The organism is Rhodovulum sp. ES.010, assembly GCF_900142935.1.
Lineage (GTDB): Bacteria > Pseudomonadota > Alphaproteobacteria > Rhodobacterales > Rhodobacteraceae > Rhodovulum.
Genome location: NZ_FSRS01000001.1, coordinates 1297138 through 1309252, shown reverse-complemented (window position 1 = coordinate 1309252; position 12115 = coordinate 1297138). Strand labels below are relative to the sequence as shown.

The following is a 12115-nucleotide window of genomic DNA, read 5'->3' as shown; positions in this document are numbered from 1 at the left end:
GACAGCGGAGAGGACGCCATGGGCTTTTCGGGCCTGCGCCTACTGAAAGAGGGCCTGACCGGCCAGAAGGGGTGGCGCCCGCTCTGGCGCACGCCCGACCCGCGGCCCGCCTATGACATCGTGATCGTGGGCGGTGGCGGGCACGGCCTGGCGACCGCCTATTACCTGGCCTCGGTCTACGGGCAGACGCGGATCGCCGTGCTGGAAAAGGGCTGGCTCGGCTCGGGCAATATCGGGCGCAACACCACGATCATCCGCTCGAACTACCTGCTGCCGGGCAACCAGCCCTTCTACGAATTCTCGATGAAGCTGTGGGAAGGGCTGGAGCAGGAGCTGAACTTCAACGCCATGGTCAGCCAGCGGGGCATCCTGAACCTCTGCCACAGCGACGGGCAACGCGACGCGTTCCGGCGCCGCGGCAACGCGATGCTGCTGGCCGGGGCCGACGCGGAGCTTCTGGGCGCGGACCAGGTGCGCGCGATGTGCCCGTTCCTGAACTTCGACAACGCGCGCTTTCCGATCAAGGGCGGGCTTTTGCAGCGACGCGCCGGAACCGCCCGCCATGACGGCGTCGCCTGGGGCTATGCCCGCGCGGCCGACCGGCGGGGCGTCGACATCATCCAGAACTGCGCGGTCACCGGCTTTCGCATCGAGGGCAGCCGGGTGACCGGGGTCGAGACGAGCCGAGGGCCGATCGGCGCGGGCAAGGTCGGCGTCGCGGTCGCCGGGTCGTCGAGCCGGGTGATGGCGCTGGCCGGGATGCGCCTGCCGATCGAGAGCCACGTGCTGCAGGCCTTCGTCACCGAGGGGCTGAAGCCGGTCCTTCCCGGCGTGATCACCTTCGGGGCGGGGCATTTCTACGTCAGCCAGTCCGACAAGGGCGGGCTGGTCTTCGGCGGCGATATCGACGGCTACAACTCCTACGCCCAGCGCGGGAACCTGCCGGTGATCGAGGACGTGGCCGAGGGCGGCATGGCGTTGATGCCGATGATCGGGCGGACGCGGCTGCTGCGCGCCTGGGGCGGCGTCATGGACATGTCGATGGACGGCTCGCCGATCATCGACCGGACCGGGATCGAGGGGCTCTATCTCAACGCGGGCTGGTGCTATGGCGGGTTCAAGGCGACGCCCGCCTCGGGCCGCGCCTTCGCGCATCTGCTGGCCACCGACGCGCCGCACCCGACCGCGACGGCCTTCCGACTGGACCGCTTCGCCCGCGGCCATGTGATCGACGAAAAGGGCGTCGGCGCCCAGCCGAACCTGCATTGAGGGCCGCAAGATGCTGATTCCGCACCCCCTCCTTGGCCCGCGCGATGCGCAGGAGTTCACCTGTCTCGGCGACGCGGCCCTTATCGACCGCCCCGACGGCATGGCCGACGGCGCCGAAGCCGCGTTCTGCGACTACGTCTTCCTGCGCGACAACCCGGCCGGCGTGCATCGGGAACTGTGGTTCCACGAGCAGGGCGACCGGTCGTGGCTGGTCGTCACCCGCGACACCGTCACCCACGAGATCCTGTCGGTGGACCTGGCGCGCGACGTGGCCCGGGCGCGGAGGGCGGGCGCATGAGCCGGATCGACGGCGGTCTGATCGACCGCGACAGGACGCTGAGCTTCACCTTCGACGGGCGCCGCTACCGGGGGCATCCGGGCGATACGCTGGCCTCGGCGCTTCTGGCCAACGGCGTGCGGCTGATTGGGCGCAGCTTCAAGTATCACCGTCCGCGCGGGGTTTTCACGGCCGGATCGGAAGAGCCGAACGCGCTGGTCGAGTTGCGCACGGGCGCGCGGCGCGCGCCCAACACGCGGGCGACGGTCGCGGAACTCCATGACGGGATGGAGGCACGGAGCCAGAACCGCTGGCCGTCGCTGGCGCTGGACGCGCTTGCCGTGAACGACCTGCTGGCCCCGGTGCTGGGCGCGGGCTTCTACTACAAGACCTTCATGTGGCCGAAGACGTGGTGGGAAAAGGTCTACGAACCCGCGATCCGCCGCGCGGCGGGGCTGGGGCGGCTGTCGATGCAGCCCGACCCGGATGCTTACGACAAGGGCTTTCTGCATTGCGACCTTCTGGTGATCGGCGGCGGGGCGGCCGGGCTGGCGGCGGCCCTGACCGCGGCGCGGGCGGGCGCGCGGGTGATCCTGGCGGACGAGGATGTCCGGCTGGGCGGGCGGCTGCTGGCGGAGACGCACCGGCTGGACGATGCGTCCGCGACCGGCTGGATCGCCGGTGTCGAGGCGGAACTCGCCAGCCTGCCGAACCTGCGGGTATTGCGGCGGACGACCGTCTTCGGCGTGTTCGACCACGGCATCTACGGCGCGGTGGAGCGGGTGGCCGACCACCTGCCGACGCCCGGTGCCGGGGTGCGCCAGACGCTGTGGCGGATCACGGCGAAACGCGCGGTCCTGGCCGCGGGGGCGACCGAGCGGCATATCCCGTTCGCGAACAACGACCGGCCCGGCGTAATGCTGGCCGGCGCGATGCGCGCCTATGCCAACCGCTGGGCGGCGACGCCGCTGCCGCCTTCGGGCGGGCGGGTCGCGATCTTCACCAACAATGACGACGGGCACCGCACCGCGCTGGACCTGATCGCGAAGGGCGTGCCGGTGCTGGCGGTGATCGACCCGCGGGCCGACGCGCCGCGGCTGGGCGCCTATCAGGTGCGCGCCGGGGCCCGCGTCACCAACGCCTTCGGGCGGGGCGGGCTTTGCGCCATCGAACTGACGCACGCGGACGGGCGGCCGGAACTGCTGGAATGCGCCGCGCTCGGCGTGTCGGGCGGCTGGAACCCCAACCTGCACCTCGCGTCCCACCACCGGGGCCGCCCGGTCTGGTCCGAGGCGCACCAGGCGTTCCTGCCCGGCCCGGACGGTCCGCGGGGACTGCACGTGGCCGGGGCCGCGGCCGGTGAGGGGACCACGCAGGCCGCGCTGCACGGCGGCGCGCGGGCGGCGCAGGCGGCATTGGCCGAACTTGGCGTCGCGGCGCATCTGCCGGACCTGCCGCACGCCGACGACACGCCCGCGCCCCCCGCCCCGATCTGGCACGTGCCGGGCAAGGGCCGCGCCTGGGTCGATTTCCAGAACGACGTGACGGTCAAGGACATCGCGATGGCCCATCGCGAGAACATGGCGCCGGTCGAGCATCTGAAACGCTGGACGACGCTCGGCATGGCCACCGACCAGGGCAAGACCGCGAACGTCACCGCGCTTGCCCTCATGTCGGCGCTTACGGGCAAGCCGATCCCCGAGACCGGCACGACGATCTTCCGCCCGCCCTACACGCCGGTCTCGCTCTCGGTGCTGGGGGGCGGCGACACGGGGCCCGCGTTCCGCCCGCGCCGCCTGACGCCCACGCATCGCTGGGCCGAGGCGCAGGGCGCGGTCTTCACCGAGGTCGGGCCATGGATGCGGGCGCAGTATTTCCCGCGGGCGGGCGAAGGCCACTGGCAGGAGACCGTGGACCGCGAGGCGCGGGCGGTGCGCGCGGCGGTGGGCATCTGCGATGTCACCACGCTGGGCAAGATCGACGTGCAGGGGGCGGATGCGGCGGCGTTCCTCGACCGGGTCTATTGCAACACCATGTCGACGCTGAAGGTCGGCCGGGTGCGCTATGGGCTTATGCTGCGCGAGGACGGCATCGCCTATGACGACGGCACCTGCGCGCGGCTCGCCGAGGACCATTTCGTGGCGACGACGACCACGGCCAATGCCGGGCTGGTCTACCAGCGGATGGAATTCGCCCGGCAATGCCTGTGGCCCGATCTCGACGTGCAGCTGATCTCGACCACCGACGCCTGGGCGCAGATCGCCGTGGCGGGACCGAGGGCGCGCGACCTCCTGGGCCGGATCGTGGACGGTTTCGACCTGTCGAACGCGGCGTTTCCCTTCATGGCCTGCGCGGCGTTGACCCTGTGCGGCGGGCTGCGGGCCCGTCTCTTCCGCATCTCGTTCTCGGGCGAGCTTGCCTATGAACTGGCGGTGCCGGCGCGCTATGGCCATGCGCTGATGGCGCGGCTGATGGCGGCGGGCGCGGATCTCGGCGTGACGCCCTATGGCACCGAGGCGCTGGGCGTCCTGCGGATCGAGAAGGGGCATGCGGCGGGCAACGAGTTGAACGGCCAGACCACGGCGCAGATGCTGGGGCTCGGCCGGATGGTCTCGCGGAAAAAGGATGCCATCGGCGCGGTCATGTCCCGCCGCGAGGGGCCGGCGAACGACAGCCGGCGGCTGGTCGGGCTGGTCCCCGCGGAGGAGGGCGCGCGGGTCGTGGCCGGCGCGCATCTCTTCGCCGAGGGGACCGCGCACGCGACCGATACCGACCAGGGCTGGATCACGTCGGCCTGTCATTCCCCGCACCTGGGGCACGGGATCGGCCTCGGGTTCGTCGAGAACGGCGCCGAACGGCTGGGCGAGACGGTGGTCGCCGCGAACCCGCTGGAGGGCGAGACGGCCCGTCTGACGATCGTCTCGCCGCATTTCATCGACCCCGAAGGAGCGCGCCTGCGTGACTGACCTGACCCCGATCACCGCGCTTGGCGGCGCCGCGCCGCGCCGCGAGGATTTCGGCCCGCTGACGCTTGCCGAGCGGCCCGACCTCGGCCTTGCCGCGCTGGCCGTGCGCGCCGGCGCCGGCGGCGTGCGGCCCGCGCCCCTCGGTCTCGACCTGCCCGGACCCGGCGGTCTGGTCCTGCGCGACGACCTGTGGGCGTTCTGGACGGGGCCGGAGCAATGGATGATCGCGGGCGAGAGGCGGGCGGAGGAGGATTTCGCCGCCGCGGTGCGGCGCGCGGCGCCCGGCGCCTCCGTCACCGAGCAGACCGACGGCTGGGCTGCGGTCGAGATCGCCTCGGCCGGGGGGGCGGAGCCGCTCCTGCGGCTGATCGAGAAGCTGGCGAATCTCGACCCGGCGCGGCTTGCGCCCGGATGCGCCGTGCGCACCGGCCTCCACCGCATGGGCGTCTTCGTCCTGCGCCCGTCCGGGGACCGGCTGACGCTGCTCGGCATGCGTTCGGCCGCGGGCACGCTGTGGCAGGCTCTGGAGACGGCGGCGCGTCGCAACGCAGCGAAATGACGCCGCTATTCGGCTTTTGCGCCCCCGCAGCTTCGGCTACCAGCGAAACCTGAAACCGCCCCGTCCGGGGCCGGTCGTCACCCCGCAACCGCCACCTGAACGGACCCTTCGCATGAACAAGTTCTGCCTGACCGTCACCTGCCCCTCGACCCGCGGCATCGTCGCCGCCATTTCCGCCTATCTTGCCAGGCAGGGCTGCAACATCACCGACAGTTCGCAGTTCGACGACGCGCAAACCGGGCGGTTCTTCATGCGGGTCAGCTTCACCTCGGAGAAGGGCGCGGACCTCGCCGCGCTGGACGCGGACTTCGCCGCGACGGCGCAGGAGATGGGCATGCAGCACGCCTTCCACGACGAGTCCGAGAAGATGAAGGTCGTCATCATGGTCTCGCGCTTCGGGCATTGCCTGAACGACCTGCTCTACCGCTGGCGCATCGGGGCGCTGCCGATCGACATCGTGGCGGTGATCTCGAACCACATGGACTACCAGAAACTGGTGGTGAACCACGACATCCCGTTCCACTGCATCAAGGTGACGAAGGAGAACAAGCCCGACGCCGAACGCCGGATCATGGACGTGGTGGACGAGACCGGCGCGGACCTGATCGTCCTGGCGCGCTACATGCAGGTCCTGTCCGACGAGATGTGCGCGCGGATGTCGGGGCGGATCATCAACATCCACCACTCGTTCCTGCCGTCCTTCAAGGGCGCGAACCCCTACAAGCAGGCGTTCCAGCGCGGGGTGAAGCTGATCGGGGCGACTTCGCACTACGTGACCGCCGATCTCGACGAGGGGCCGATCATCGAGCAGGACACGGTCCGGGTGACGCATGCGCAAAGCCCGGAGGACTACGTCTCGCTCGGCCGGGACGTCGAGGCCATGGTGCTGGCGCGCGCGGTGCACGCGCATATCCACCGGCGTGTCTTTCTCAACGGGAACAAGACGGTGGTGTTCCCCGCCTCGCCCGGCTCCTTTGCCAGCGAGCGGATGGGGTAGGGGCCGCGCGGGGGGCTGTCGGGCCGCGGTGCCGCCTCAGCCCTCCTGCGGGTAGCTGATGATCGACAGGTAGCGGATGGGCATCTGGACGAGCCGCTCGGGCCCGTGCGGCGCGTCGGCGTCGAAGAACAGCGTGTCGCCCGGTTCGAGCTGGTAGATGTCGGACCCGTGCCGGTAGTCGAGCTTGCCCTCGAGCATGTAGATCGTCTCGATCCCGGTGTGCTGGAAGGTCTTGAACAGGTCGGACTCGGTGTCGAGCGCGATCAGGTAGGGCTCGACCATCACCCCGCTGGAGTTCGACCCCAGGTGGCCCAGGAGCTTGTAGTGATGGCCGGCGCGGGTGCCCGCCCGTTCGATTTCCAGCCCGTGCCCGGCCTTGGTATGCACCGCTTCGCGCTGTTCCTCGAACCCCCGGAAGAAGGCGGTCAGCGGCACCGAAAGCGCGCGCGACAGCGCCTGCAGGGTCGTCAGCGAGGGCGAGATGTTGCCGTTCTCGATCTTCGACAGCATCCCCGCCGAGATGTCGGTCAGCTTCGACAGTTCGGCAACCGTGATGTTGCGTTTCTTCCGATAGGCGCGGACCTCGCGGCCGATCGCGACCTCGAGAACCTTCTCGCGATCTTCCCGCAGCCGATGGGGGTCCTGCGTCAGCTTGGTGCCCTGTCGGCTGTCCTTGAAATCCATCCCTGTCTCCGAAAACGGCCGGTGCGCCGGGCGGCGGCGCAGCACCGCGCCCGGCCGGCCTGACGGCAACCGGCCCTGCGCATCGCCACGGTCCCCGGATGTGAAACTGGTACTGCGCGCAGCGGGTTTGGGCAAGCGGCGGGCCCGGACGCGTCGGCGGACGGCGCGATTCGGGGCGTGCGCCGCCGCGCGCCCCGCGGCGGGGACAGCTCGCCCGCGCTGCACCGTCGGGCCGGGCCCGTATTCGCATGATGGCTTGATTGGAGCGGGCGATGAGATTCGAACTCACGACCCTTACCTTGGCAAGGTAATGCTCTACCCCTGAGCTACGCCCGCATCCATTGGGTGAGGCGTGATTTATAAAGTTGCGCGTGGGGCTGCAAGGGGAAATTCGCAGCTTTCCGCGAAATTTCTTGCCGGGTCCGGCATCGGCCGCGCCTGCCGGACGATCCGGCGCCGGATGGGGCGTGTCGCGGGGGCGGGGATCCGGCGTTTCGCGCATGGCCGGGGCGCGCGCCGGGCCATTTGCGCCTTGGTACGCGGGCAAAAGAATGATGTGCTGAAAATGTGTATTTGTTTGGGGGGTGCCACATGTTCAAGCACATCGCAGCGTCGGCCAGCCTGCTGGTCGCTCTGGCCGGTTCAACGCAGGCGGCCACGGTCGGCTTCGCCCTGACCATCGGCGGGTCCGCGAACGCGCCATCCTTCACCGTAGAGAACGTTTCGGAGACGGCGCGGATTTCCGGGGGCCGGGTCGGGATCGGCCTCAAGAGATTCAACTTCGATTGCGTGACGAGCCCCGCCGCGCCGGGCGGAGGCAAACTGAGCTTCACGACACCGGAAGTGGGCGGCTGCGTTCCCGGCGGCGGCCTGCGCGCCGACGAGATCGTCTTGCAGGCTAGCGATTTCGATCCGGGCGAGACGCTGTCCTTCTCGACCGATATCGATCCGGACTCCCATGATGCCGGGGTCTCCGGTTGCGGGGCGCTGATGGATGGGGGGCGCTTCGAGGTGACCTTCGCGGGGGCGGGTCTCGATGCGCCGCTCGGCGTGGACTTCGTCGGCCGCACGATGAGCTACCGCGTCACCGCCCCCGCCGCGACCGTCGGGGCCGTGCCGCTTCCGGCCGGGGCGGCCATGGTGTTGACCGCCCTGGGGGCGTTCGGCGCCGTCGCCCGGCGCAAGCCGCGCTGAACCAGCCGGACGGGGGGGGCGCATGCCCCACCCATCACGGACTTACGCGAACTCGACCAACAGGTCCTTGGCGTCGATCTGGGCGCCAGGGGTGACGTGGACGGCCTTGACGGTGCCGTCGCGCTCGGCATGCAGGCCGGTCTCCATCTTCATCGCCTCGATGGTCAGGAGCAGGTCGCCTTCCTGGACCTTCTGATCGGGGGCGACCGCGACCGAGGCCACCACGCCGGGCATCGGCGCGCCGACATGGGCGGGGTTGCCGAGTTCCACCTTGGGCCGCTTGGCGACGCTGGCCTTGGCCTTGCGGTCAGGCACGCGGATCACGCGGGGCTGGCCGTTCAACTCGAAGAAGACGCGCACGTCGCCCTCTTCGGTGGTCTCGCCCACCGCCGACAGGCGGATTTCCAGCGTCTTGCCGGGGTCGATCTCGGCGGTGATCTCCTCGCCCGGTTCCATCCCGTAGAAGAAGGTGCGGGTGGGCAGGGTGCGCACGGGGCCGTATTGCGTGTGCCGCGCGGTGTAGTCGGTGAAGACCTTGGGATACATCAGGTAGCCGTTCAGGTCCTCGTTGTCGAAGTCGAGATCCTCGAACTGGCCTTCCAGATTGGCGCGCACGTCCTCGTGGTTGACGGGGGGCAGGTGCTTGCCCGGGCGTTCGGTCTGGGGGGCCTCGTCCTTCAACACCTTCTTCACGATCTTCTCGGGGAAGCCGCCGGGCGGCTGGCCCAGATCGCCGCGCATCATGCCGATCACGGAGTCGGGGAAGGCGACGTCCTTGTCCGGGTCCTCGACATCGGCGCGGGTCAGCCCCTGGCTGACCATCATCAGCGCCATGTCGCCCACGACCTTGGAGGACGGCGTCACCTTGACGATATCGCCGAACATCCGGTTCACGTCGGCATAGGTCTTGGCGACCTCGGGCCAGCGGTCCTCCAGCCCCAGGGACCGCGCCTGCGCCTTGAGGTTGGTGAACTGGCCGCCGGGCATCTCGTGCAGATAGACCTCGGAGGCGGGCACCTGCATGCCGGATTCGAAGGCGGCGTATTGGCTCCGCACCTGGCCCCAGTAGTCCGAGATTTCGCGAACCGCCTCGATGTCGATGCCGGTTTCGCGCGGCGTGTTGTGCAGCGCCTCGACGATGGAGCCGAGGCAGGGCTGCGAGGTGCCGCCCGAGAACGCGTCCATCGCCGCGTCCACCGCGTCCACCCCCGCGTCGGCGGCGGCGAGGATGGTGGCCCCGGCGATGCCGCTGGTGTCATGGGTGTGGAAGTGGATCGGCAGGCCGACCTCCTCCTTCAGCGCCTTGAAGAGCTGCGTGGCCGAGGCGGGTTTCAAGAGCCCCGCCATGTCCTTGAGCCCCAGGATATGGGCGCCGGCGTCCCTCAACGCCTTGCCCATCTCGACATAGTATTTCAGGTCGTACTTGGCCCGGTCGGGGTCGAGGATGTCGCCGGTGTAGCAGATCGCGCCCTCGCAGACCTTGCCGGTCTCCAGCACGGCGTCCATGGCGACGCGCATGTTCTCGACCCAGTTCAGGCTGTCGAAGACGCGGAACACGTCGACGCCGGTGTCGGCGGCCTGTTTCACGAAGCCCTGCACCACGTTGTCGGGGTAATTGGTGTAACCCACCCCGTTGGACCCGCGCAGCAGCATCTGCGTCATCACGTTGGGCATCCGCGCACGGATGTCGCGCAGCCGCTGCCAGGGGCATTCCTGAAGAAAGCGGTAGGCCACGTCGAAGGTGGCCCCGCCCCAGCATTCCACGCTGAAGAGTTGCGGCAGGTTGTGGGCATAGGCCGGCGCCACCCGGATCATGTCGATCGAGCGCATCCGTGTGGCCAGGAGCGACTGGTGCCCGTCGCGCATCGTGGTGTCGGTCAGCAGAAGCTGGTTCTGCTCGGCCATCCAGTCGGCCACCGCCTGCGGCCCGAACTCGTCGAGGATCTGGCGCGTGCCCGGGGCGTAGCTTTCGCGCCGGTTCTCGGGCGGGCGCGGCGTCTTGAGATCGGCGGGTGGGCGCTGACGGCCTTCGGTCTCGGGGTTCCCGTTCACGGTGACGTCCGCGATGAAGGTCAGCAGGCGCGTCGCCCGGTCCCGCCGCTTTTCGAAACGGAAAAGCTCGGGCGTCTGGTCGATGAACTTGGTGTGGTATTCGTTCGACAGGAAGGTCGGGTGCTTCAGCAGGTTCTCGACGAAGGCGATGTTGGTGGACACGCCGCGGATGCGGAACTCGCGCAGCGCCCGGTCCATCCGTGCGATGGTGCCCTCCGGCGTGGGCGCCCAGGCGGTGACCTTCTCCAGCAGCGAATCATAGTAGCGGGTGATGACCGCGCCCGAATAGGCGGTGCCGCCGTCCAGCCGGATGCCCATGCCGGTCGCGCCGCGGTAGGCGGTGATCCGGCCGTAATCGGGGATGAAGTTGTTCAGCGGGTCCTCGGTGGTGATCCGGCACTGCATGGCGTGGCCGTTCAGCTGGACTTCATACTGGCTGGCGATGCCTGTCGCCTCGACAAGGCTGGCGCCCTCGGCGATGCGGATCTGGGCCTGCACGATATCGATGCCGGTCACCTCCTCGGTGACGGTGTGCTCGACCTGGATGCGGGGGTTGACCTCGATGAAGTAGAACTCGCCCGTCTCCATATCCATCAGGAACTCGATGGTGCCGGCGCATTCGTAGTTCACCGCCTCGGCGATCTTCTTGCCGAGATTGCACAGGTGCTCGCGCTGGGCGGGTGAGAGATAGGGCGCGGGCGCGCGTTCCACGACCTTCTGGTTGCGCCGCTGGACCGAGCAGTCGCGCTCCCACAGGTGGTAGATGTTGCCGTGGCTGTCGCCGAGGATCTGCACCTCGACATGGCGGGCGCGGGTGATCATCTTTTCCAGATACCCTTCGCCGTTGCCGAAGGCGGCCTCGGCCTCGCGCCGGCCCTCGCGCACCTTGTCCTCCAGCTCGTCGGGGCCGGTGATCGGCCGCATGCCGCGCCCGCCGCCGCCCCAGGACGCCTTCAGCATCAGCGGATAGCCGATCTCCTCGGCCTCGCGGGCGATGGCGGTCATGTCCTCGCCCAGAACCTCTGTGGCCGGGATCACCGGCACGTCGGCGGAAATCGCCACCTTGCGGGCGCTGGCCTTGTCGCCGAGCGCGCGCATGGTTTCCGCCTTCGGGCCGATGAAGGTGATGCCCTCGGCGGCGCAGGCCTCGACGAAGGCCGGGTTCTCGGACAACAGTCCGTAGCCCGGATGCACCGCGTCCGCGCCCGACATCTTCGCGACCCGGATGATCTCGTCGATGGCGAGATAGGCCTGCACCGGGCCCAGCCCCGCGCCGATCTTGTAGGCTTCGTCCGCCTTGAAGCGGTGGAGGCCCAGCTTGTCCTCCTCGGCATAGACCGCGACGGTGCGCTTGCCGAGTTCGTTGGCGGCACGCATCACCCGGATGGCGATTTCGCCGCGGTTGGCGACGAGAATTTTCTTGAACTCGGACAAGGGCGGGCTTCCTTCTGGATCGGTCCGTCCGGCGCGGTCGGCGCGCGGAGAATGACTAATCGGTATATCTCTGCGCCGCAGCGGCGCAAGAGGTCTTGGCACGCGGCGCGGCAGGTCAGCGCGGCGTCACGGTGCGCACGGCCCCCTCCGGGCCGGTCTGACAGCGCCATGTCCGCGCGTTGCCCGGCATGCCGAGATCGATATACCAGCCGGCCGCCGTCCGCCCCTGGCCGCCCATCAGAACGGCCGTCCGGGGCAGGCGGAACCGGGTGGCGAAATCGGCCACGCAATTGGTCCGTGCCGCGGGCGGCGGCATCACCATGGCGGCCGCCGCGGCGTCCATCGCGGCATCGGCTTCGGGGCCCGGCGGGATCGGGCGGAGATCGGCGGGGGGCGGCGACGCGGCCGGGCCGGCGATGGCGGCGGCAGGCCAGGCCGTCACCGGGGCGGGCGCGTTCGCCGGCACCGGCTCGATCGGGCGCATCTCTTCGGGCGCGCGTTCGGGCGCGTCGGCGGCGCACCCCGCAAGCGCGACCAGACCGATCCCGAGCGCCAGGGCGCGCATGTCTCTTGCAGCGGGTTTCATGAGTCGACTATTCCCGTTTCGCGCGAAAAGGCAATCCTGCGGCGTGTTTCGGCGGATCGAAGGAACATTCTGCGAACACTTCTTTAACTTCGCGGCG

General features: G+C 69.5%; 9 protein-coding genes and 1 tRNA gene. 6 read left to right on the top strand and 4 right to left on the bottom strand.

The features are described 5' to 3' along the window. Positions 1-18 precede the first annotated feature (18 nt). From BUR28_RS06495 to purU, 5 genes are all read left to right on the top strand, one after another. A complete protein-coding gene (locus BUR28_RS06495) occupies positions 19-1269 on the top strand; it encodes a sarcosine oxidase subunit beta family protein (protein WP_074219384.1) in 1251 nt (416 codons plus the stop codon). 10 nt (positions 1270-1279) lie between these two features. Beyond that, positions 1280-1567: a sarcosine oxidase subunit delta gene (locus tag BUR28_RS06490; protein ID WP_074219383.1), complete on the top strand. Its 288-nt coding sequence runs from the start codon at positions 1280-1282 to the stop codon at positions 1565-1567. Beyond that, the gene (locus BUR28_RS06485; RefSeq protein ID WP_074219382.1) at positions 1564-4512 is read left to right on the top strand and encodes a sarcosine oxidase subunit alpha family protein; all 2949 of its coding nucleotides are present in this window, start codon (positions 1564-1566) and stop codon (positions 4510-4512) included. The genes BUR28_RS06490 and BUR28_RS06485 overlap by 4 nt, the downstream gene beginning before the upstream one ends. Next, the gene (locus BUR28_RS06480) at positions 4505-5071 is read left to right on the top strand and encodes a sarcosine oxidase subunit gamma (RefSeq protein WP_074219381.1); all 567 of its coding nucleotides are present in this window, start codon (positions 4505-4507) and stop codon (positions 5069-5071) included. Before BUR28_RS06485 ends, BUR28_RS06480 begins: the two co-directional genes overlap by 8 nt. A gap of 112 nt (positions 5072-5183) precedes the next feature. After that, positions 5184-6068 (top strand): formyltetrahydrofolate deformylase, encoded by an 885-nt coding sequence (purU, locus tag BUR28_RS06475; RefSeq protein ID WP_074219380.1) that lies wholly within the window; start codon positions 5184-5186, stop codon positions 6066-6068. Between the two features lie 36 nt (positions 6069-6104). Here purU and BUR28_RS06470 read toward each other — a convergent pair whose 3' ends face one another. Then, a complete protein-coding gene (locus BUR28_RS06470; protein WP_074219379.1) occupies positions 6105-6752 on the bottom strand; it encodes a helix-turn-helix domain-containing protein in 648 nt (215 codons plus the stop codon). Between the two features lie 261 nt (positions 6753-7013). After that, positions 7014-7088, bottom strand: a tRNA-Gly gene (locus BUR28_RS06465). A gap of 255 nt (positions 7089-7343) precedes the next feature. On the opposite strand from BUR28_RS06465, the gene BUR28_RS06460 reads away from it, so the two are divergent. Then, positions 7344-7946, top strand: a complete 603-nt coding sequence (locus BUR28_RS06460; RefSeq protein WP_074219378.1) for a VPLPA-CTERM sorting domain-containing protein — start codon at positions 7344-7346, stop codon at positions 7944-7946. 42 nt (positions 7947-7988) lie between these two features. Here the strand turns inward: BUR28_RS06460 and BUR28_RS06455 are convergent, their stop codons facing one another. Both BUR28_RS06455 and BUR28_RS06450 read right to left on the bottom strand, forming a co-directional pair. After that, positions 7989-11432, bottom strand: a complete 3444-nt coding sequence (locus BUR28_RS06455) for a pyruvate carboxylase (protein WP_074219377.1) — start codon at positions 11430-11432, stop codon at positions 7989-7991. A gap of 115 nt (positions 11433-11547) precedes the next feature. After that, positions 11548-11997 (bottom strand): hypothetical protein, encoded by a 450-nt coding sequence (locus BUR28_RS06450; RefSeq protein WP_074219376.1) that lies wholly within the window; start codon positions 11995-11997, stop codon positions 11548-11550. Between the last annotated feature and the right edge of the window lie 118 nt (positions 11998-12115).